The 22911-nt window shown below is 55.8% G+C and carries 14 protein-coding genes; 8 read left to right on the top strand and 6 right to left on the bottom strand.

The features are described from left to right. Positions 1-73 precede the first annotated feature (73 nt). From AB8996_RS02110 to AB8996_RS02080, 7 genes are all read left to right on the top strand, one after another. Positions 74-505: an NUDIX domain-containing protein gene (locus AB8996_RS02110; protein ID WP_369297322.1), complete on the top strand. Its 432-nt coding sequence runs from the start codon at positions 74-76 to the stop codon at positions 503-505. 39 nt (positions 506-544) lie between these two features. Continuing rightward, complete coding sequence (locus AB8996_RS02105) at positions 545-2077, top strand: hypothetical protein (RefSeq protein ID WP_369297321.1); 1533 nt, start codon at positions 545-547, stop codon at positions 2075-2077. 45 nt (positions 2078-2122) lie between these two features. After that, positions 2123-3007 (top strand): diacylglycerol kinase family protein, encoded by an 885-nt coding sequence (locus tag AB8996_RS02100; RefSeq protein WP_369297320.1) that lies wholly within the window; start codon positions 2123-2125, stop codon positions 3005-3007. Positions 3008-3083: 76 nt separating this feature from the next. After that, a complete protein-coding gene (locus AB8996_RS02095) occupies positions 3084-3320 on the top strand; it encodes a hypothetical protein (protein ID WP_369297319.1) in 237 nt (78 codons plus the stop codon). A 297-nt stretch (positions 3321-3617) separates the two neighbouring features. Further along, positions 3618-4313 (top strand): response regulator transcription factor, encoded by a 696-nt coding sequence (locus AB8996_RS02090; protein WP_369297318.1) that lies wholly within the window; start codon positions 3618-3620, stop codon positions 4311-4313. A gap of 48 nt (positions 4314-4361) precedes the next feature. After that, positions 4362-5888, top strand: coding sequence for an ATP-binding protein (locus AB8996_RS02085; RefSeq protein WP_369297317.1), 1527 nt, complete (start codon positions 4362-4364; stop codon positions 5886-5888). Continuing rightward, positions 5885-7738, top strand: a complete 1854-nt coding sequence (locus AB8996_RS02080; RefSeq protein WP_369297316.1) for a trypsin-like peptidase domain-containing protein — start codon at positions 5885-5887, stop codon at positions 7736-7738. The genes AB8996_RS02085 and AB8996_RS02080 overlap by 4 nt, the downstream gene beginning before the upstream one ends. 90 nt (positions 7739-7828) lie before the next feature. On the opposite strand, the gene AB8996_RS02075 is transcribed toward AB8996_RS02080, so the two are convergent. From AB8996_RS02075 to AB8996_RS02050, 6 genes are all read right to left on the bottom strand, one after another. Beyond that, positions 7829-9352, bottom strand: coding sequence for a hypothetical protein (locus AB8996_RS02075; RefSeq protein ID WP_369297315.1), 1524 nt, complete (start codon positions 9350-9352; stop codon positions 7829-7831). Positions 9353-9619: 267 nt separating this feature from the next. Beyond that, a complete protein-coding gene (locus tag AB8996_RS02070; RefSeq protein WP_369297314.1) occupies positions 9620-10261 on the bottom strand; it encodes a flavin reductase family protein in 642 nt (213 codons plus the stop codon). A gap of 5 nt (positions 10262-10266) precedes the next feature. Continuing rightward, positions 10267-10593, bottom strand: a complete 327-nt coding sequence (locus AB8996_RS02065) for a DUF3795 domain-containing protein (RefSeq protein WP_369297313.1) — start codon at positions 10591-10593, stop codon at positions 10267-10269. Between the two features lie 69 nt (positions 10594-10662). Continuing rightward, a complete protein-coding gene (locus AB8996_RS02060; protein WP_369297312.1) occupies positions 10663-11568 on the bottom strand; it encodes a helix-turn-helix transcriptional regulator in 906 nt (301 codons plus the stop codon). Positions 11569-11629: 61 nt separating this feature from the next. Continuing rightward, a complete protein-coding gene (locus tag AB8996_RS02055; RefSeq protein ID WP_369297311.1) occupies positions 11630-13027 on the bottom strand; it encodes a glycine--tRNA ligase in 1398 nt (465 codons plus the stop codon). A 205-nt stretch (positions 13028-13232) separates the two neighbouring features. Beyond that, positions 13233-15107: an S-layer homology domain-containing protein gene (locus AB8996_RS02050; RefSeq protein WP_369297310.1), complete on the bottom strand. Its 1875-nt coding sequence runs from the start codon at positions 15105-15107 to the stop codon at positions 13233-13235. Positions 15108-15671: 564 nt separating this feature from the next. Here AB8996_RS02050 and AB8996_RS02045 point away from each other — a divergent pair. Continuing rightward, positions 15672-22814 carry an S-layer homology domain-containing protein gene (locus tag AB8996_RS02045; RefSeq protein WP_369297309.1) on the top strand — a complete coding sequence of 2381 codons (7143 nt, stop codon included), beginning with the start codon at positions 15672-15674 and terminating at the stop codon, positions 22812-22814. Positions 22815-22911 lie beyond the last annotated feature (97 nt).

Below are 22911 nucleotides of genomic sequence, written 5' to 3'. Positions count from 1 at the left end.
TGGGCGGTTGACGGCGAACAAAACCGGGTACTAAAATGATTTTCGGAAGCATTTGCAGGGAAGGGGAAAGAATATGGCAGGGAAAAACAGCAGCCTTTGCAGAACATTTGACATGGAGGAACACAAAACCTATCAATATGTGGTGATATTCTCCAAATTCCAGGGGAAGCTCATGCTCAGCCGCCACAAATCTCGGGACACCTGGGAGACCCAGGGCGGGCACATCGAGCCGGGAGAGACCCCGGAGCAGGCTGCCCGGCGGGAGCTTTGGGAGGAATCCGGCGCGGAGGAATTTACCCTGACGCCGGTTTGCGGTTATCTTGCCGCGGACGAAAGCAGCGAAGCTGCCGGCGCGGTATTTTTTGCCGAAATCTCCAAAATGAGCAACTTGCCGGAAAGCGAAATGGCTGAAACCCGGCTGTTTCCCACCCTGCCGGAAAACGTGACCTATCCCGGCATCACCCCGCTGCTGTTCCGGCGGGTGGAGGACTATTTTCAGGAATAAGAGCGGTTGTTCAGAACAGAGTGGAAGGAGGGAACCGCCGTGAAGCTGTGGGAAAAACGGAAAAGCTCCATGGGAGCGCTGCTGCTTATCTGCCTGCTGCTGCTCGGTCAGGCTGCGTGCGCCCTGACCCTGCCCCACCTTTTGAGCGATATTGTGGGAAACGGGTTCCGCCGGGGCGGCATGGAGGAAGGCGTGCCCGAGGCAATGAGCCTGCAGGGCATGACGCTGCTGCAATGCTTTATGACGGAGGAGGACCGTGAGCAGATCGCGGAAACCTATTTGACCTTTGAGCCGGAAAGCAGCGAAGCCCAGCGGCTTTCCGCCCGGTATCCCTATGCCAGGGAAGAAAGCATCTGCGCCCTGCGGGAGGGGCTGCCGGAGGACCGGCTGACCGCCGCCAATACGGTGTATGAGCGCGCCTGCGCCGCCTTGCTGCGCTATTTGCGACAAAACGAAAAAACCGGGGAGCTGGAGGAAATTTCCCAGATATTCTCCGACGCGCAGAAACAGCAGAAAGAAATCGGGAAATTCGGGGACAACCTCCGGGATTTGACCGGGCAGGAAAGCTCGCTGCCGGAGGGCGTGCTGGGCTCCATGCCGGAGGGGGCTTTATTCACCTTGCCGGAGCCTGCCGCGCCGGAATCCTCCAATTCGGAAGGGAGTTCTTCCGGGGAAGCTTCCGCTGCGGACGACGGTGTAGTCATGCGGGATTCCCCGCAAAAAACCTTTGGAGAGGACAAAACGGAAAGCACGCCCGCCGGCAGCGCCCCGGAAAGCGGCGCGGAGACGGACGGTTCCCCAACCGAAGAAAAGCAGGATTTTACGCTGGAGGATCTCACAAGAACGGACATAGAGGTGCTTTATTCCCTGCTGCCGCTGCTGGCAAGAGTGCCAAAGGACAGCATTTCCGAGATTATTTCCGCCGCGGAAGCCGCCCCCGCTATTGAAAAGAATCAGGCGGGCGGCGCGCTGAAAAGGCTGCTGTACCGGGAAGTGGGCATTGACGTGGAGAAAATCCAGTCCGATTATGTGCTGCACGGCAGCCTGCTGCTGTTGGGCGTTGCCCTGCTGGGGCTGGCAGCCGCCGTGGGGGCGGTGCTGCTGGCGGTAAAGCAGAGGGTATCTCCCGGCTTTTGCACCTTGTGCACCTTGCCCGTTTTGCTGGTGGGCGGCACAGCGCTGGCACTGGTGCAGCCCGTTTCCATTGCAGGGCGCATAGTATTCGCCCTGATTCTCCTGCTGGGTCTGCTCATGCCGGCATACAAAAGGCTCCCGGCGCTGCAAAAGCTTTCGGGGCAGTGGGAAAAGCCCTTTGCCCAGGCGGCGGGGCTGGTTTCCCGGAACGGGATATTCAGATGGCTGTTCCCGTTCACAGTGACGATTCTCACGTGGGTGATGGTCCTGCTCTGTGCCTTAGTGCTGGCGCTGGGCGGGGCAGCCGGAGAAACGGGAGCCGCCATGGCGTGCACGCTGTACGCTGTCCAGGCGATTTCCGCGCTGGGACAGATGGGCGTTTTGCGGGCGGGACAGGAAAGAAAAATTACATTTCCTGGAAGCGCCGGCACATACTAACGGGGAAAAGAAAGGCAAACGGATACGAAAAAGCGGAGTGAGAATATGAAAACGGTTATTTTGGTCAACCCCCACGCCGGGCGGCAAAATATCCTCAAGGAAATAGACGGGGTAAAGGCAGTGCTGGAGGAAAGCGGCAGGGAGGTTGCAGTGGTTCAGACGGAAAGCGCCGAACAGGCGGCGGAGGCGATTGCCTCTTTCCTGAAAGAACCCCTGGAAACGCTGATCTGCTGCGGCGGCGACGGTACCCTGAGCCAGACGGTCAGCGAGGTGCTGAAACATGGAGGAGCTGTGCCGCTGGGGTATATTCCCGCAGGCTCCACCAACGATTTTGCCAGCTCCCTCGGGATCGCGAAAGAACCTGTAAAAGCGGCAAGGCAAATCGCGGAGGGCAGCCCCAAGGCGCTGGACGTGGGCAGCTTTGGGGAAAGAAATTTCATCTATGTGGCGTCTTTCGGCGCTTTTACCCAGACCTCTTATACCACCACCCAGAGCCTGAAAAACTCCCTGGGACACCTCGCCTATGTGCTGGAAGGGATCAAGGAGCTGCCCGCCATCAAGTCCTATCCTGTCCGGGCGGAAACGGCAGAGGGCGGCGTATATGAGGGGAGCTACATTTTCGGCTCTTTGAGCAACTCCACCTCCTTTGGCGGCATTGTCAAGCTGGACCCCGGAAAAGTGGACCTGTCCGATGGAAAATTCGAGCTGACCCTTGTGAAAACACCCCGGAACCTGCTGGAGTTGAACCGTATCATCTTCTCCCTGCTGGGCGGGAAATACGATGAGGAGCTGATCACCTTTGTCCATACCGCAGGGGCGAAATTCACCTGCGCGGAGCCCATGCCGTGGTCGCTGGACGGCGAATATGCTTCCGGCGGTTTTGAGGTGGAAACAGCGGTACTGCCCCAGGCGGTGCGGCTGCATTACTAGATGTTAGTTGTTAGAAAAGGGCGGGGAATGAGGGAATGAGAAATTAGGAATTAGCAATTAGCAATGTAACAAAAAGATGGTGGAATATGGTTTTGACCAGCAAAAGAACTCTGGCTGCGGTGCAGCCGGAGTTCTTTTGCTTTCTAAAATGCAGGGAAGAGCTTTTTCTGACCTTTTTGTAAAGTTTAGAATGCCAGCGTCCAGAAGAAAGTGTACCCCCAGCGCAGTGGAAAAATATGGTTTTGCGAAGCAAAAGAAAGGCTGCGCCTTTCTTCCTGGAAAAGGCTTCGTCTGCACCGCAGCCGATTTTTGAAACAAAAACCGCCTTTTCTACTTTCCAAATATGCCGGGAAGACTTTTTCCCGCCCCTTCTATGAACGATAGAACACCATAATCAATAGAACAGTGTACCTGTGAGGCAGTGAAAAAAGACGGTTCTCCGCAGGAGAATTGTGGTATTTCATACCACAAAGTCTTTTTTCCGCCCATTCCCTTCACAAAAAATTCATGTTCTTTTCTTGATTTTGCCACATAGAGCAGGTAGAATGAACTTATTCTGGGAGAAAATGGGTCTCAGAGGAAAGAAATCTTTGGAGAAGGAGCGAAAAGGATGGCTTCTGAAAAAATACTGATCGTAGACGATGATACCAATATCTGTGAATTGCTGCGCTTATATATCGAAAAAGAGGGCTTTACGGCATTTCTTGCCCACGATGGCGAAGCGGCGCTGAAAATGTTCGATTCCGTCAACCCGGATCTGATTTTGCTGGACATCATGCTGCCCGGTCTGGACGGCTGGCAGGTCTGCCGGGAGATCCGGAAAAAATCAGACTGCCCCATTATCATGCTGACCGCCAAGGGCGAGGTCTTCGACCGTGTGCTGGGGCTTGATCTGGGCGCGGACGATTACGTGGTAAAGCCCTTTGAGACAAAAGAGGTGGTTGCCCGGATCAAGGCGGTCCTGCGCCGCAGCGCCCAAAGCGAGGACAAGCAAAGCGAAAAGAAAGAGGTCAGCTATGAAAATCTGACCATCAACCTGACAAACTATGAATTAAAGGTAAAGGGCGTCCAGGTGGACACGCCCCCCAAGGAAATGGAGCTGATCTACCATCTGGCGTCCAATCCCAACCGCGTGTTCACCAGAGATCAGCTGCTGGACGAGGTCTGGGGCTTTGACTATTATGGGGACAGCCGCACGGTGGACGTGCACGTAAAGCGCCTGCGGGAAAAGCTGGAGGGCGTTTCCGATAAGTGGGCGCTGAAAACCGTGTGGGGCGTGGGCTACAAATTTGAAGTAAAAGAATAGTTTCTCTACAGGCGGCGCAATTTTCATACAGGGGGCACGCGGACAGGAATGCAGAAAAGTATTTTCAAGCGGTATCTCAGCATTACCATGGTGATCATCACGCTCAGCTTTGCCATGCTGGGCAGCATGATGATGCTGTTCTTTTCCCAATACTGGCGGGGGGAGAAAAAAGAGCTTCTCACCCAGAACGCCGCTTCTGTTGCCGGGCTGACAGGCAGGCTTTTGGACGCGGAAAACAGCCGCCAGCTGCCCCAGGAGATGGTAAACGGGTTCCTTTCCAGCTTTTCCACCAGTATCGACGCCGATATTTTCATCACCGATCTGGATGGGAAAATTTTGGCGGGGCAGTATTCCAACAGCAAGCTGGAAGCTCCCACTCAGGTGCCCATGCAGGCGGTGCAGGCTGCGGCAAAGGGCTTGTACGAGGGCAATAATACCATGGAGGGCTTTTATCGCAGCCGCCATTATATCATCGGCGTCCCGGTGTATTCCGGGCAGGAGGGCGCTTGTGTGGGGGCGGTGTTTGCCGCGACCAGCGTGGCGTCCGTCAATGTGTTCCGGGGAGAGTTGATTAAAATTTTCCTGGTTGCAGCGCTGGTAGCGCTGGCAGTGACCTTCTGTGTGGTCGGGGCGTTTGCCTATCGGCTGGTAAAGCCCCTGCGGCAGATGTCGGCGGCGGCGCACAGCTTCGGCGCGGGCGATTTTTCCGTCCGCGTGCCCGTTACCAGCGAGGACGAGATCGGTCAGCTGGCGGCGTCCTTTAACAATATGGCAAATTCCCTTTCCATTTCCGAGGGGACCCGCCGGAGCTTTATCGCCAATGTTTCCCATGAGCTGAAGACCCCGATGACCACCATTGCCGGGTTTATCGACGGCATTTTGGACGGCACCATCCCCAGAGAGGAGCAGGACAAATACCTCCAGATCGTGTCCAGCGAGGTAAAGCGGCTGTCCCGCCTGGTGCGCTCCATGCTGGACCTGTCCCGGATCGACAACGGCGAAATGAAGATGAACCCGGCAAATTTCAATATTACCCGCACGATCGTGGACACGCTGCTGACCTTTGAGCAGCGGATCGACGAAAAGCAGATCGAAATTCGCGGTTTGGAGGACGCCAGACCGCAAACCGTTTACGGCGACCAGGACCTGCTGCATCAGGTGGTGTACAACCTGATAGAAAACGCGGTAAAATTTACCAATACCGGCGGCTATATTGCCGTGCAGGTCATTGACGGCATCGACCGCACCACCGTGGTGATAGAAAACAGCGGGCAGGGCATTGCCGCCGAGGAGCTGCCCCGGATTTTCGAGAGGTTCTATAAAACGGACCGCTCCCGCAGCCAGGATAAAAACGGCATGGGGCTGGGATTGTACATTGTAAAAACGGTGCTGAAGCTTCACGGGGGCGATATCGCCGTCAGCTCCAGGGCAGGGGAATACTGCCGGTTCGAGTTTTATATCCCCAAGCCCCCGGAAACGCCCAAGCTAAAGGAAAATAACACCCCAAAGCTGAAAGAACCAAAAGCCAAAGGGAAAGATAATAAGAGCGATGCGGAAAGGAGCAGGAAATCATGATCGACAATCAGGAAAACAACATGCAGCCGGAGGGTGTCCCCACCGGGGAAGCCCCCGCAGAAAGCAGACCTGCGGAGGAGACAGCGCCCTTGGCGGAAAGTGCTTTGCAAACCGAAGCGGAGGAGCAGGCGGCTTCCGAAAATGCGGTCCCGGAGACGGCAGTAGAGGACGGCTTCAGCCAGCCAGCCCCCAGCGTTTCCCCGGAACCGGCTGAGCCGGAGGTCCCCACCGTGGAGGAGGTGCCCTATCAAGCGCAGGAAGCCCCTGTCATGCCGGAGGTGCCGTCTGAACAACAGGCTCCCGTGCAGGAGACCGTACCGCAAGGAGTTCCCACACAGGAAATTCCCCCGGTGCAGGCGGCGTATGGGACGCCGCAGCAGCCTGGATATGCCCAGCCCGTGCAGCAGCCCTTTTACGGCTGGCAGCCCGCTGCGCCCCAGCAGCCCTACTATGGGCAGCCGGTCCCGCCCCAGCAGCCTGTGCCGCAGCCCGGCTACTACGGCGGCTATTACGGGCAGCAGCCGGTGGCACAGCCCCCTGTTCCGCCCGTTGTCCAGCCCGGGTATCCCGTGTACCAGGAGCCGCCCCGTCCCCCGAAAAAGAAGATGTCCACCGGGTTAAAGGTTTTCATCTGGATCGCGTCCCTGCTGGCAGGGGCGGCTATTCTCGGCTCTGTCGGCTACCTGACCTACACCGCTGTGAACGCCCCGAAAACGAACTTCCCCTTCGGCGGAGGTCTTCCCTACAGCACCCCTGCGCCCCAGTTCCCCTTTGGCGGCGGTGACGAGGACGATGATATCCCCGATTTTGACGACGGCGTAGTGCCCCCGGACGCGGATAAGGACGACCATGCCCCCGATGTGGACGTGACCCCCAATACGGAGGGGATCATGATCCACAAACAGCCCGGCGGCGCGGAAAAAACCGCACAGGAGGTCTACCAGAAGGTGGTCAAGTCCACTGTCACCGTGGCGTCCACCTACAATCAGAACGGCAGCGAGAGAAACAGTACGGGCACAGGGATCATTGCCACCTCGGACGGCTATATCATTACCAACTCCCATGTGGTGATGAATTCCAAAAGCAGCGTGGTGGAGATCACCACCTATGACGGCAACAAGTACGAAGCCGTTGTGGTAGGTGTGGACCGCACCACCGACCTGGCAATTTTGAAGACCAACGACCACGATTTTACCCCCGCGGAGTTCGGCGACGCGGAGGAGCTGGAAATCGGCGATTCCGTGGTGGCGATCGGCAACCCCGGCGGCGCGGCTTTCTCCGGCTCCATGACCGGCGGGTATATTTCCGGTTTGAACCGTTCCGTTGGGCGTTACAGCGAAAACGGCATGACTTATATCCAGACCGACGCAGCCATCAATCCCGGCAATTCCGGCGGACCGCTGGTGAATATGTACGGGCAGGTCGTGGGGATCAATTCCTCCAAGATCATCACGGACGGCTACGAGGGCATGGGCTTTGCCATTCCCGTCAGCAAGGCGCAGTCCATTATCAATGAGCTGCTTTCCGGCGGCTATGTTAAAGGGCGCACCCGGCTGGGCATTGTAGGCTCCGACGTGACCAGCTCCATGGCAATGCTGTACAATGTCCCCCAGGGCTTTGTGATCTCCGAAATCGCGGAGGAAAGCGCCTTTACCGGCACGGAAGCACGGGCGGGAGATATCATCATCGCCATTGACGGGGAAGCTGTCTCCGGGTTGACCGACATTTCCAACCTGCTGCTGAAATACGCCCCCGGCGACCAGCCCACCATTACGCTGTACCGCCAGAACGGCACGGAGCTGGACGTGACCGTCACCCTGCTGGAGGACAAGGGCGAGACCCAAAAATAAGCTGAGATAAGCGTGAAAATTATACAGGAAGCCCCTGCCGAATCCAATCGGCAGGGGCTTTTTGCGGCTGTTTTACAAAGAAAGGGACCGTTATAAAAAGCTGATCTGTCCAGGCAGCTGATCGCCGGAGGAGGAATCCTTTTCCGGCTTCTTTTCTGCCGCCGCTTCGGGCTGCGCTTCTTTCTCAGGTTGCTGGAAGGTCAATTGCTCCGGCGGCTCCTCCGATATCTTTGTGTTTGCCGGGACTTTATCCGCAGGCGGTTCCGCCTTCTGCTCTGCCGGCTTCTGTTCCGGCTCTGAAGGAGCATGTGTTACAGGGAGCTGCTGCACAGGCTGTTCCTGTGCTTTCTCCGGCACTTGCGGTGCTGCTGGCGGCTCTATGGGGCGCTCCTCTTTTGCAGGCTCAGGCTGCGCAGGCTCCCGGTTCAATCGCTCTGCCAGCGGCTTGCCGATGGGGCGAAGCTCCGGGCGGGAAGCTGCGTCCAGATGGTCGTTTTGCACGACCCGGGCAGCCCGCTGCGCCCGCAGGCGGGAAGCCAAAGAGGGAACGGCAGCGGCAGGGGCAGCCGGGGGGCTGCCTGCGGCACTGGCATTTTGTTCCTCCTCCAGAGAAAATTCCTCCGTGTAGTAAGAAGCGTGCACGGGAACGATAGGCGCGGCTGCCCCCGTCCGGGGACGATGGGAGGGCAGGTCGCCATGAGAAAGAGTCTCTCCGTGAGAATGGGACGGAACAGGACCCTCTTCGCCATGGGAGGGCGGACGGGAGGGGTGCGTCTGTGGGGCGGTCTGGCGTGCTGCCGGCGTTTGATGGGGGTGGGCATAAGGCTGTGCGGGGTGGGGTGGTCGAGAAGCGTGCCCCGAAGAAGCCCCCGGAGGGGAAGTCATCAGCTCCGGCGTGCTGCTGGGAATCCTGACAGGGTGCTGGCGGTTTTCCGCTTCTTCAATTTCCTGGAAGATCGCGGCTTTTTCGTCTTTCCGGCGATTTTTTAAGGCACGCACCAACAGGAAAACAAGCCCCGCGCCACCCAAAACAGCACAGGCAAGCCCGCCGTAAAACAGAGCCACTGCCAGGGAATTGTTTTTTACATTCAGCTGGGCAAAGGTCACGTAATTCGTGCCATCGTCAGGCGCTGTGGTCTGAGAAGGGTCCGTCGGGATTTGGGGCTTCGGCGTGACCTTTGGGCGGTTCACGGAAGGCTGCTCTGTCGGAACAGGACGGTTGGAGGGGTGGGGCGTAGGCGCGGGAGTGACTGTGCCAGCCCCGTTGGGTCTGGGCGTGGCGTAGTTATTGTTATCGCCGCCATGATTGTTGTTATTATTGTTATCGTTATTGTTATTGTCGTCCGGGTTATCGTCGGGAGTGTCCGTAGGAGAAGAGGTAGGGGTCGGCGTCGGCGTGGGAGGCGGAGTGGGCTCCGGCGTAGGGGTGGGAGTAGGCTCCGGGGTGGGGGTAGGCGGAGCGACAGGAGTGGGAAAAAAGATGGGACCGTCGCCATTTTGGGAATAGGGAACCAGCCCGCTGTCCTCCTCGGCGAGGGCGGGAACGGTTATGATAGATGCTGCGAGAAGCAGCGAGCCCAGCAGCACAGCAAAGCGTCGCCGTTTTGGGGCCATGATGATCCCTCCTGCCAAAAGAGCACACGTCTACTTATACTGTTTCATTCTACCACATATAGTGCCGCGATTCAATATTTTTTCTAAGTAAAGTCACAAAATTTAGGGGGATTTTTCGATTTTTGTCGAAAAATCCCCCTAAATATAGTTTTTTCAGGCTTTTCTCAGAATTTCTGCCCGCTTCTATTTGTTGATACTGCCCGGAAGGTGCTCAGAAAAATATTTGCCAGGGTCTGGACATATCTCATCTGGGGCAGTGCCTGTATTTCAATAGGGCGGCAGGGCATGGAGGAACCCCAAAGCAGCTCCCTGTCTGGCGCCGGTTTCGGGGTCCATGGGAGAACGGATATTGTAAAGATAGCCGTCTTCTCCATACCGATTGGTGCCGGAGGGCGCATAATGGTCCTTATCCATGGAAAAACCCAGCACTTTCGCGCAGAAAACCATAAAATTGCCGTCAGAAGAAAGCTCTTTCTCCCAGAGAAGCTCACATTCCAGATTGAGAAAGCATTCCCTGATCTGCGGGGCGTTTACAGTGACCGCCGGTTCGGCGGTCAGGCCGGACGCAGCGATCTCATCGGTATCGTCCCCTTTGTTTTGAATCGAGCTCATACAGGCGGCAAAGCAGCCCTGTGAAGGGAAATTTACTACCATGCAGCCTGTTTCCTTCACAGAAGCGTACATATGCTGGTGCCGGTTCACCGCCCCAAATAGCGCATAAAATCCACTTGAATCGCTGGTAAAGGTACACCAGGACTGCATTGCTACATTGGGCTTCCCATTGCTTTTGTAGCTGGTTAAAGCTACCAGCGGAGAGGGGATCGCAGTGGCGTATTCCATCCAGGAAAAGCCATATAAAGAGGACGGATCAACAGCTTCCGGGCAGGAAAAAAAGTGCTTCTTTATCACGGGGCTTATTTTCCCTCCTTGTCCAGGGCTTCTCTTATATGCCGGCAGCGCTCAATTCGCGCGCCTTTGGGCTTATCGCCGTACTCCGGGTCATTGGAAAAGCTTTGGAGCAGCCCGCAGGGAAATTCCCCGCAGTCGCCGCAGAATACTACTCCCTTTTCCATGGCGCATTTTGCCACAGCGCAGGCTTCCTGCTCCGCAGACACGTGAAAAGGGCGCCCCTTTGTGGCAATGCAGCCACCGCAATGGCAGCTTTCCACAAATTCGCAGCCGTTGCATTCCAGCCCGCAATAGCAGGTGATCTCTTCCCTTGTTTTTGGCAGTTGATTCATTTCTTACCACTCCTTTTTTGCGGAGATATTTCTCCGTCTGACAAAAGGATACAAGAAAAAACAGGACAGCTAACTGTCCTGTTTTCCGTAACGCTCTAAAAATTCTTCCCCCTGGCGGCGCAGGTCTTCCCGCAATTCCTGAGGGGAAAGCACGGTGACGCCGCTGCCGAAGGAAAGGACCCAGGAACGCATGGTTTCGTAAAAGGTAAAATCACAGGAGAACAGCAAGCTCCCGTCCTCTTGTACAGTGAAGCAATTTGGACCGTACTCCTCTACCAGCCGATACTTTACGCTGGGTTCAAACAGGGCGGTAAGCCGGTAATTTTCCTTCCACACCGCGTTGCTGTTCAGCTTTTCCTGAGGGATATCCCGCGGCGAAAACGTTTCCGCCGTTTGGGAAAGCTCCCAAAGCCGGGACAATTTGAAGGTACGGAACTCCTGCTTCTCCGTGCACCGGGCAAGCAGGTACCAGTCGTTCCACTGGAAGGTCACTACATAGGGTTCCACGCGCCGCAGGGATTCCCCTTTGGGAGAGTAGTAAGTAAATTTCACAATATTGTGCTGCTCGATCGCGCCCCGCAGCAGGGAGATTTTTTCCGTCAGGCTGCCTTTGTAATGGGAAGCCAGGTCAATGGCAAAGGGAGAGGAAAAATCCGCCGGCAGCGGCAGCTTTTCCTGCAGTGCCGCCATGGGGACAGGGGAGGATACACTGCCGACCCCCTGCAAGCCGGAAAGAATGATCTGCAGCTCCCCCTGGGTGAACAGCTGCTTATCCATGGTGTAGCCCGGGGCGATGGAAATGCCGCCGCCCCGTCCCTGTTCGGTGACAATGGGAATGCCCGCCATGCACAGAGCCTCGATATCCCGGCTGATGGTACGGCGGGACACTTCAAACTTTTCCGCCAGAAAGGGAGCAGTCACCTTTTCCCGGCGGAGCAGTGTTGCCAGCACGCCGAGCAATCTGTCTATTTTCAAGGTCTGTTCCCCTTTCCGGGCAGAAATTTTTCACGGTAAAATGACGTCAGGAAAATCCGGCTCAAAACCCCAGCTTTTCGCTGATGTAACTCTCCAGCTTGTCAATGGGCAGGCGCACCTGCTCCATGGTGTCGCGGTCGCGGACGGTGACGCAGTTGTCGGCGGGGGAGTTTTCGTCGCCCACGGTCTGGAAATCCACCGTGACGCAGAACGGCGTGCCGATCTCGTCCTCCCGGCGGTAGCGCTTGCCGATGGAGCCGGTCTCGTCGTAATCGGTCATAAAGTGCCTGGAAAGGATATCCCGCACCTCCATCGCCTTGCCGCCCAGCTTCTTGGACAGGGGCAGCACCGCCGCCTTATAGGGGGCGATGGCAGGATTCAGGTGCAGCACCACGCGCATATCGTTCTTTTCCTCGTCCAGCATTTCCTCATCGTAAGCCTCGCACAGCAGCGCCAGCACGGTCCTGTCCAGCCCATAGGTGGACTCGATGATGAACGGGATAAATTTCTCGTTGGTTTCCGGGTCAAGATATTCCTGCTTCTGCCCGCTGTATTCCTGGTGGCGGGAAAGGTCAAAATTGGTGCGGTTATGGGTGCCGTTGATCTCTCCCCAGCCGAAGGGGAACAGGAACTCGATATCGCAGGCTGCCTTGGCATAGTGCGCCAGCTTTTCGTGGTCGTGGAAGCGCAGGCGCTCTGCGGGCAGACCCAAGTCCTCAAAATACTGTTTGCCGTAATTTTTGAAATACTCATACAGCTCTTCGTCGGAACCCTCCCTGCAGAAGGTCTGGAACTCCATCTGCTCAAATTCGATGGTTCGGAAAGTGAAATTCCCGGGAGTGATCTCGTTGCGGAAGGCTTTGCCGATCTGCCCGATGGAGAAGGGCAGCTTCGCCCGCATGGTGCGCTGGACATTCAGGAAATTTACATACTCGCCCTGGGCGTTTTCCGGGCGCAGGTAAATGATGCTTTTGCTGTCGTTTGTCACGCCGCGGTAGGTCTGGAACATCAGGTTGAATTCCCGGATATCCGTGAAATTGTGCTTGCCGCAGTTGGGGCAGGGAATGTGGTGGTCCTTGATATACTGGAACATTTCCTCTTTCGTCATGCCGTCCGCGTGGGCGTCCGGGTCAAAATCGTCGATCAGGTTATCCGCCCGGTGGCGCATTTTGCATTCCTTGCAGTCCAGCAGGGGATCGGAGAAGGACGCCACATGACCGCTGGCCTCCCATACTCTGGGGTGCATGAGGATATCCGCGTCCACCTCAAAGCTGTTGTGGCGTTCCTGAATGAAGCGTTTCCGCCAGGTGTCTTTCACGTTATTTTTCAGCCTTGCGCCCAAAGGACCGTAGTCCCATGTGTTGGCAAGCCCGCCGTAAATGTCGCTGCCGGGAAAAATGAAGCCCCTGGTTTTGCAGAGGTTCACGATTTTTTCCATGGTCTTTTCCGATTGGTTCATCTGTTTTCGCTCCTTCGCTTTCGGGAAGAAAAACAACCTGCCGCTTTTTTGCCCGAAATTATCTGTGTTCCAGTATAGCATTTTCTGCCGCACAATGCAACGGCGGCGGGAAAATCTCTTGGTTTCCGGGAAATCTTCTGAAAAAAGCCCCGCGGCATCTGGCAAGATGCCGCGGGGCTCATTTATCTTATCTCACGAAATTTTTTTATTCTTCTGTTTCAGGCATATCCACATACCCCACGCTGCGGAGAATGTAGACATAGCTCCAATCCTTGCTGGAAACGTCCCGGAAGGGGCTCTGGGAGAACTGACCGGCCAGTTCCCTGGCCAGCGTATCGTCCGGCTTAAATCCAGCGGCGGAGGAGATCATCTTGACCGCCTCGCTTCTGGACAGGCGGGCGGTGGGACGGAAATGCCCCTTGCCATCGCCGTTCAAAACCCCTTCATTAGCCAGGGCATTGATGAAATCGGTTTCCCAGCTGTTCTGAGCTACGTCCTCAAAATTGGCGGAAGGAGCATTCTCCACGTCCAGACCCATGGCAACGGCAGTCATCTTGCTGGCTTCCGCACGGGAAATACTATCGTTGGGGTGGAACGTGCCGTCCTGATAACCGGTGACGATACCGCGCTGCTCGGCATAGGCAACGTAATTTTCATACCAGCCGCCCAGGTGGACGTCGGAGAAGGAACAGGTGCCGTAATTCTTTTCGGGGTCAAAGTCTTCGCCCAAAGCAGCCACCAGCATTTTTACAAATTCCGCCCTGCTCACGCTCCTGTCAGGCTGGAAGGTGCCGTCGGTGTATCCGTTGACAAACGGCGTGCAGACGATAACAGGCTCGTCGGTCACGGGCTCGTCGGAAACGTCCGGCGTGGTCACAGGAGGTACGTCTGCGCCGTGGTGGTGGTCGTCATTGTCCACGGGTTCGTCTGTATAGACCCAGGTCATGTTCTGATCCAGGATCCGAACGGGCAGATTAGAGTCGGACCCGTTTGACTTGCCCAGGCGGTAGTTGGTGTTGTCGCCAAAGGAATAAATGTCGCCGTTGGTGTCAATGCCAAAGGTGTTGTCGTTACAGGCAAAGACCTGCACATACGGGAAAGAAGTGACTGTGGGGGCCGCGATCTGCTCGTCCCCGCCGTTGCCCAGCTGCCCGGAAATGCCGTAGCCCCAGGCATATACAGTGCCGTCAGTGGACACAGCGAAGTTATGATAGGAGCCGGCAGATACGCTGCGCACCCCGGTCATGACCTGTGTCAGGGGATCCTGCAGGGTATCGCCTGTGCCGGTCTGGCTCAGGGAATTGTCGCCGCAGGTCCACAGGGAACCGTTCTTTTTCAGCAGGCAGCTGTGAAACGCGCCCGCACTGATATCCTTTACGTCTTCGGCGATCTTTACCGGGGCGCTCACAACGCTCACGTCCTTATCGCTGTCGGAATAGCCCAGCTGCAGCCTGTTGTTGTTGCCCCAGCCGTACACAGAGCCGTCCTCCATCAGCGCCAGACCAAAGGAAGCGCCCAGGCTCACCTTTTTCACGCCGCTTTCCAAAATCTGCACCGGCTCGCTGGAAGCCTCGGCAGAACCGTTGCCCAATTGAGAGAACTCGTTTTTCCCCCAGGTATACAGCGCCCCGGACTTTGTGACGTAAGCGGCAAAGGAATCACTGGCGGCTACCAGCGCGGCGTCTTTTGCTACGACCCTGCCGTTCTTTGGCTCGTGGAGATCCGTAGCAGGCTCGACCCCATAAGAGCGCAACTCTCCCCTGGTGGAAACCGTAAGGGTACGGTTAGCAGAAACAGCGGCGTCGGCGATCCCGCTCTGTACCTGAATGGGTTCGGGAGAATAAGAGAGAGAAGAACCGGGGAATTGACCGTCGCTGTTGACGCCCCAAACATACAGGCTGTCGCCGGAAAGAGCCGCAGTATGGGACGACGAGCTCCACACGGAGACGTCATACTGCATTGATTTGACCGTTGCGGCGGTGCTGTTCAAGGCGATCCCGGCGGCCAGTACAGCAGTCAGCCCCATGCAAAACAGAGCACGAAACTTTCCGCCGGACGGATGATTGGTTTTCTGTTTCAAATCAGATTCCCTCCTTATAAAATTTTCAGCATTCCTGCGGGAAAAGTCTTCCCCCAGGCTGAAAGCAATTCCGAAAATCATACTGTAAAAAGAAGATACTTACAGCATTATCCAAGGTTATTATAGGAGATAAAATTTCGGCTGTCAATGGAGGAATCCCCAAAAAGAGCAAATTTTTTTGAAAAAATACCGCTTGTATAACGCTTTTTTCGGGGAAAACGAGGTGTGTCAAACACAGCCCGCAGGGGTGTCAAAAGCCAAAATATCTACATTTTGTATAATTTCAAAAAAGTGGCAGGAAAAACAGCGAAATTTCTTTGGTTTTCTCAGAAGTTTCCGAATTTTTTCACAAAGAAAAATCGGGCAAATTCGTGGAAAAACCTTGACATTTTGTACGTTTTGGATAGAATAATAGTATATAGTATTATAGATGATGGGGGTAGTGCCCCCCTTTGGGGAAACGAGATCGGAATTTCTTGTGAATTTGAAGCGAAAATTTACTACATGTTGATTTCTAAGCGGAGGAATTTTTGCATGAGGAAATCTTTGGAAGGCGGGAATACGATGAAACAGTGGGAAAGAGTGATCGCATTCATCCTGACATTGCTTCTGACAGTTTACGGACTGCCGGTGGTTCCTGCTGCGCATGCAGCAAGCACAATAGCGGAAGGAGGCGCTCTGCAGTCCGACACGGACGAACCGATGGAGCTGTCCATGCCGGATTCCAGAATGCGGCTGGTACAGACGGGCTTTGACGAGGATACCGGGATACTTACCATGACCCTCCAGGTAAAGCCTGACCCGATAGAGCACCCCAGTGTGGAAATCATTGATGGAAATATCGTCAACACCACCACCACGGAAACGGTGCGCGAGGGCGTGTTCGTATTTCAGACCGATGCCCAGCGCATCACGCCTATTACCAACCCCAGCGCCGACCCCCAGCCCCCGTACAACACGGAGGAACGCAGGAACATTCGGGCGTACAACAGGAAAATTGCTACCGTATCTTCTACCGGCGTCACAATGCCGGCGGCATTCCAGGATTTTCTGGCACACGATGAAAAATGCCAGCTGATTTCCGATACCGGCTCTTTTGAGCGGGCAATGAGCTCTCAGAACCTGTTCTCACGGTATACCGGGTATCTGGTTTCCGGCGCGCGGGCAGACAATGAAAGCACAGGCCTGCTGGATTGTTACGTGCAGTTCTATTTTAATGATAACTACTTCCCGGAGCCGAACGAAGAGGGATATGTCGATGTTATAAACCTGGACTTCCGCTGCTATGGCACGGGAGAGCGCCTTACCGCAGAGAATGTGCTGTTTGCCGGTTCTATCCGGGTTCCCGAAAATGCGCAGGAAGCACAGGAGATCGTAGATCAGTTCCGCTACACCAATTCTGACGGCGAGGATACCGCCGTCGCGATGGGCGGCGCGGGATTTATTCAGAAATACAGGGACGAGACTTATACGGTCCGCGAGGGCGGCGCATATTACTACTTTGACGAGCCTGTCCTTTCCCCGTGGAGGAAGAACGGCAGCTCCCGCGTTTCCTGGAGCTCCTCTCCCGCTTCGCCAATTATGGGAGAAATCAGCCCCGGGCTCTGGTATGAAAATATGCACAGCCTGTATCTGGTACAGAACCTTTCCCTGCGGTCCGCAAACAGCATGACAGGAGACATGATGCCCGACCCGAACAATCCCGGGGAGGAGATACCCATTCCCGATTCGGAGCTGGATTTCAAGGTGCCCGCCAGCGCTTCCGGCGCGCCTTTGGAAACCGGGCTGTACCCCCGGTACAGTGTTCCGACCTACAAGCAGTCTCTGGAAAATGAAAAGCAGGGGAACTGGATCCCCGAGTCCTATTTGGGAGAAGGAAAGCGTCCTGCGCTGAAATACTATATCACTACCGACGTTTCCAGCTCGTCCTTGTCCTCCCCCGAGCATGAGAACGTGGAGCAGTTTGTAAGCGACCTGAAGTGGGAATTCCTGCTGGGAACCACCACATCGCTGGTAAGTCTGGAAGAATATGATATTACCGAGGACGAGGGGGAAGGAAAGCTGATCCCCACCTCTTATGGAGAGCAGTACCGTGTCAAGGAGGCGACCTTGACAGACGCTGCCTTCACAGGGACAAAGCTGGAGGGGACAAAGCTGTGGGTCGTATATAAAGCCCCCGTTCCCGAAGACCCCAGCCAGGACGAGTATTTTATGAGAACGCCCGTAGGCGTAACGCTGGACATGGTGGAAAGCGAGGTAAACTACCGGGATACCTTCCTGGAGGAGCCAACCATACTCACTCGCAACGATATCCCGGCGCCCCAGCTTCACGTGACCTATGAAGCCGCGCGCCCGGACAGCTTCATCTGGAAAACCAGCGATGCCGGTCCCGTGCTGAACGGCACGAAGACGTTGATCTCCCTCCATGCGGTATATGACCCGGAAGGGAAAGAACTCGCCAGCAACTATCTGGATATCGGTCTGTACCAGGACACTCTGGTGCCGAAAGAGACTGATGTCAGAACGGAAGGCACGGTAAGCACGGTAAAGAATTCTGCCGGGGAATCGGTAGAGGGCTTTTGCGTTGGCAATGCGGCATTGGACGGCTCCGGCGAGGAAGTGATCGATGACGCCGTCACCGGGAAAAAGGCAAAGGTACGTTCCTCCCTGTACGACCAGTACCATATGCCTTACACCGACAGGCTGACCGAGCTGGAGCTTGTTCCCACGGAGGAGACCCAGAAGGCTTATGACGCGGCTGGAAAAAGCTGCCCCTTCCAGGTGACCTATCAGAGCGGAGATTCGTATACTATTATATATAAGGCTGGAACGACCGTGAATGATGTGGTGGAAGGCGAGCATATCCTGCGGGCGACCTATGCCCAGTTCAACAAGCCCAGCATCACCGCGAAGCAGACGGTGTACGTGAGCAAGCCCAAGGATAGGCTGAGCTATCTCCGCACCACCCTGAATACCAGCGCCCAGCTTTTGAACACGGAGGAAGTGGAACGGGACGGCGTGCCCGGAACCGTACTGACCGTGAGCTACAATGTTCCTGCCCGCGGCACGGACAACAAGCTGGTCACCGCCTCTGAGCAGGTTTCCATTGCTGAGATTGCCAACCAATGGAGAGATAAGAACCTGACCATAGAAGACCCTTCTCAGTACGATCTGGTTCCCGGCATTCGCAATGCCAGCGGCAGTGCGATCGATCTGGAAAAGGCGCGGGAAAAGGGATACCGTATCTCTTATGAGCTGTCCTATCCCGACGGCGCGGTCCCGCAGGGCTTGTCTTTGCAGAATATCAGCAGCGGACGCTTTACCTATAACAGCTATGTGCTGGACGGCGCCCGGTTCAATCTGAAAATTACCGCGACCTATGAGGGCGTGTCCCGGTTTGTGGAGTACCAGTTCCAGTTTGTCAGACAGCCGCGCAGCTTGCAGCAGATCGGCATTTATGCCCCGCCTAACCAGACCAGCTATACCATTACAGTGCCGCTGCGGGCGGTCGGGTCCGTAGAGCAGATGCTGGACGTGGTGCCGATCGACCAGTATGGCAGCCAGTGGGACTGGATTGCTGTGGAAGAGGCTTATGCGCCCGGCGGCAGACTGAACCAGGAAAACATCGCCTATGACCCGTGGTCCGTATATGTGGACGGCGAGCTGCCCGAAGGCGTTTCTCTGGGTGGAAAGGGCAATCTTTATGTCACTGTGACAACAGAGGCGAAGACCTCGCAGTTTAAGATATACGCCAGGTTCGCTTCCTGCCGCTCCAACACGATGACGGTGAATATCGTGCGGGAGCCCAGCAAGCCCACGGTGATGCGGAACTTCTATTATAATGGAAACAACATTATCGTTTCCCCGAACAAGAACAGTGCAGACGCAGTGGTCGTTCCGTCAGTGCAGGTCTATGACCAGTACGATGAGCTGATGACGGAGTATACCACCAGATGGCGGTACACAGTTTCCCCGTCTTCTGCTGCCGGCTATGTGACCATGGATACCACTACCGGCACTCTGACAGTAAAAAGCTGTGCGCCGGATTGTTCCGTGTCAGTCACAGCGATCGCAGCAAAGAACGGGACCAGCCGTTCCCTTACGGTCCCGGTGGAAATCAGGCGGGAATCCCCTCGCCCGGATTCTGTGGATATTCTGGAAACAAGCGTTCCGTTCCCGTCCAGCGCGGATACCGACACGGTCCAGCGGAACCTGACCGCCGTGGGGACTACCCAATACGGCGAAGATCAGGAATTCCGTACCGGCGACGTTTCCTGGCGGCTGGAGGCTGTCAAATTCCCCGATGGCACCCTGTATCGGACCAGAAAGGAATCCAGCCCCGATGGAAGCGGGACCATGATAGATCAGGAAACGGGGGATATTCCCTTCAATCCCGGCACCAACACCTACAGCGCCAGGGGAACGGTCTATCTCACTGCCGGAGGCGGTCTGCGGTTTGCCGCCACAACACTGGCAAACAACATTCCCCAGGAGATCACGGTGACTGCTGTCTGCTTGAACGGCGTCAGGACACAGAAGACCATCACCGTTACCAAAGAAGCTTCCGTGCCGGATGTGCTTTATTTCCCGCAGGATAAAGACGAATATGTCAATGGGGTGCAGATCCCTGAAAGCGGGAGCACTGTTACCGTGCCGCTGATCGTTTATGTGCGCGACCAGTACGGCGTGGTGCTTGACGACGCTCCAATCAAATGGTCGTACACCACACCGCTGCCCAAGGGCGTTACCGTGAACACCACAGCGAAGACGGTCACCATCGACCATACCGCCACGGCAGGCTCGATCCCCATAACGGCAAGCTGCGGCACGCTGCAGAACACGCTGTATCTTGCGCTGCAGCAGAACGAAAAGCTGGTGCCCAAGTCCATTGATTTTACCGGGTATCGGAAAAGTTCAGGCGCGACCCAGCCCATTCCCGCCAGCGGAGAGATCACTCTGCCCCTGCCCGCGGAGACCGGAGCAGGATACGAGACCTATACCATGGCGTGGGTGGTCAGGGACCAGTTTACGAACCCCATTTCCAAAAGTGTGGAATGGGCAGTGGAAAATATCAGCCCGGGCGTACTGGTGCAGATATATGATAAGAATTCCGGCATGGTGCGGCTGCGCTATTCGGACGAAGCCCTTCAGGATATGCGGGCAGGTCGGGACGTAGGATTTACCCTGCGGGTCACTGCCATGGAGGATAGCACGGTTACCAACACCATTCGGGTCAGGCTGGATCTGGACGACGCCAAGCCCGCCTACGCGGTGCCGGTGATGACAGACGCCGGAGAAGGCGCAGTGCCGGAGGGCGGCGTACTCAAGCCCGTTGTTCCCGCTAAGGGACAGCCGGCAAAGGAAGTCACCGTTGAAGCTACGGTGTACGACCAGTACGGAAGAGAAATGCCCGGTGAAATGGCGGATCTGAAGCTGGCTACGGTGAGCTCCGGGCTGCGGTTCAGCCAGTCTCCCAACACCAACCGCGGCACGCTGTATATTGATTCAACCGTACCGGGTCTGCTGGTGACCATGCAGGCAGTGCCTCATGGAAAGCCCGAAGACCTTCGCCCCGAAAGCTCTCAGATAATTATTTTGAGCAAGGGCACAGCATATGCTTATGAGTTGAAGCTGGCAGACGCCAACAATTATCAATTTGACATTCCCTATTGGGGCAGTACGCAGACGGCAAACGCGCCCGATCCCGATTATGCGGATCAGCTCTCCCTGAGAGCAGAGGTCGTTGACCAGTATGACGCGTGGATGCGTTCCGACTCCGCCCTGTACCACCCTGTTTGGGAATTTGTGGGGGACCACACCGGCGTAGAGTTTGCGGCGGTCAGTGATGGAGACGGCGATGGAACTGCCGAAGGCGAGGATATCGTATTGGATATCACCAACCGTGCCGTGCCTGCCGGGCAGCTGACCCACACGGTAACGCTGCGGCTGCATACCAGCAATCAGCCGGAAGACAGCTATTTTACCAAAACCATTACGCTGAAGCTGGACCGGGAAGAGCCGGAGGATACGTACCTGTATATCACAGGCGCAAATGCCGGCGGCGTTCAGACGCCCCCGCTGCAAAGACCCTATGCCAAGGATAAAAAGCTGGTCTATCAGTTTGACCCGGTGGTTTATGACCAATACGGCGCGCCCATAGAGGACGCGGAAATCGAAATCAACATGGATAAATCCGTGTTGGAGGGACAGGACGGCATCCTGGTAGACGAAACCTACAAGGGCGGCGAAAGCGAAGAAAAGGGCAATCTGCCCATTTCCTACAAAATTTATCGTGTAGTCTATCGTGACGAGGAAGATGAAAAGGGCGTTCGGACGCTGCTGGCGGAGTTTAACCGTCTGACAGGGGAACTAACCGTCTATACTGCCTGCGATTGTATCGAAAAGCTGGCGTTTACGGCAAAATATGAGCCATTAGGCGAAGTGGGGTATAAGACCCTGTCGGTGCCTATCGTTCAGGAGGACCTTCGCCCCTATTCCATACAGCTTACCCGCACGCACAGAGACTTCGTGATGACCGGCAGCAAGGAGCCTATCGAGGATTACGTCTATCCCACAGTGTATGACCAGTACGGTAACGTGTACACCGGCGGCATAGCGATCCAGTGGAACCTGGTGCTGCCCCAGAAGGACGAAAGCGGACACTATCTCCCCTATGACAGCGAGCTGGACAGCGAGGGCAACGAGAGACCGCCCAGCCAGTTCCTGGTCCTGAAGACAGATGGCAGCGATAACAGCACCACGGTTACCGTGCAGCCGGAAAGCTTTTATACGAATAAGCTGGTTCTGCTGGAATGCCTGGTGATCGACACCCGCTATACCATGGACCCGACCCGCTGGGTGTACGAATACGCGCAGGTCAATGTCCACCGCCCCTACAATACCGGGGTGACGGTGTATTTTGACGCCGGCGAGTACGGCAAGCTGGTGGGAGAAAGCGCAATTCCCATCGTGTCCGGCAGTGCGCCGGAGAATCCCCCCGGCGTCAAGACAGTGGAAGGATACGGCTTTGTGGGCTGGACTTCCGACGGCGTGATGGTGGTAGACGCTTCTAAGATCGCTGTGTTCAGTGACGTTACCTACACGGCGGTGTATAAGGATATTACGGACACCAGGTTCCTGGAGGGTTACGGAGACAAGACGGTCCGCCCCAACCAGAATGTGACCAGAGCAGAGTTTGTTTCCATGGTGGTCCGGGCGCTGGGCGGCTTTGATGCCAATAAGAACTACGGCAGATCCTTTGCCGATGTGCCTGGGAACCAGTGGTACAGCAATACCATCGCTTATGCAAAGCAGCTTAAGATCGTAAATGGCTATCCCGATGGCAGCTTCCGCCCCAATAGACCCATCACCAGAGCGGAAGCGGCAAAAATACTGGCGGAAGCGACCCATCTCCGCGCAACCAAGTGGGACACTTTCCGGGACGTGAAGTCAGGCACCTGGTATGCCGGCTATGTAGAAGCACTGGCGGAAGCAGGCGTAGTCAATGGCTATCCTGACGGGACCTTCCGTCCCGGCAGGAACATTTCCAGAGCCGAAGCGATCAAGCTGATCGTAATGATCACCAAAAACGCTTTGAATGAGCTGGAACGCACCAACATTCAGAAGTATGCCTACTGTCCTTTTGCGGATATCAAGAAAGAACATTGGGCTTATGCATATATCCTGCGTGCAGCAGGCGTCGCGTAAGCGGCAAACGGAACGAAAAGGAGGTATAGTTTTCATGGGTAAGATGAAAGCTAAATTCAGGAAAGGAAGCCGTCGAAGCAGGACCATTATCATTTCA

It is taken from the genome of uncultured Neglectibacter sp., assembly GCA_937958185.1.
Lineage (GTDB): Bacteria > Bacillota > Clostridia > Oscillospirales > Acutalibacteraceae > Acutalibacter.
This window is presented reverse-complemented; position numbering and strand designations above follow the sequence as displayed.

Coding starts and splice junctions, on each gene's coding strand:
- AB8996_RS02110 (WP_369297322.1), top strand. CDS start 74: ATGGCAGGGAAAAACAGCAGCCTTTGCAGAACATTTGACATGGAGGAA.
- AB8996_RS02100 (WP_369297320.1), top strand. CDS start 2,123: ATGAAAACGGTTATTTTGGTCAACCCCCACGCCGGGCGGCAAAATATC.
- AB8996_RS02095 (WP_369297319.1), top strand. CDS start 3,084: ATGGTGGAATATGGTTTTGACCAGCAAAAGAACTCTGGCTGCGGTGCA.
- AB8996_RS02090 (WP_369297318.1), top strand. CDS start 3,618: ATGGCTTCTGAAAAAATACTGATCGTAGACGATGATACCAATATCTGT.
- AB8996_RS02085 (WP_369297317.1), top strand. CDS start 4,362: ATGCAGAAAAGTATTTTCAAGCGGTATCTCAGCATTACCATGGTGATC.
- AB8996_RS02080 (WP_369297316.1), top strand. CDS start 5,885: ATGATCGACAATCAGGAAAACAACATGCAGCCGGAGGGTGTCCCCACC.
- AB8996_RS02075 (WP_369297315.1), bottom strand. CDS start 9,352: ATGGCCCCAAAACGGCGACGCTTTGCTGTGCTGCTGGGCTCGCTGCTT.
- AB8996_RS02065 (WP_369297313.1), bottom strand. CDS start 10,593: ATGAATCAACTGCCAAAAACAAGGGAAGAGATCACCTGCTATTGCGGG.
- AB8996_RS02055 (WP_369297311.1), bottom strand. CDS start 13,027: ATGAACCAATCGGAAAAGACCATGGAAAAAATCGTGAACCTCTGCAAA.
- AB8996_RS02045 (WP_369297309.1), top strand. CDS start 15,672: ATGAAACAGTGGGAAAGAGTGATCGCATTCATCCTGACATTGCTTCTG.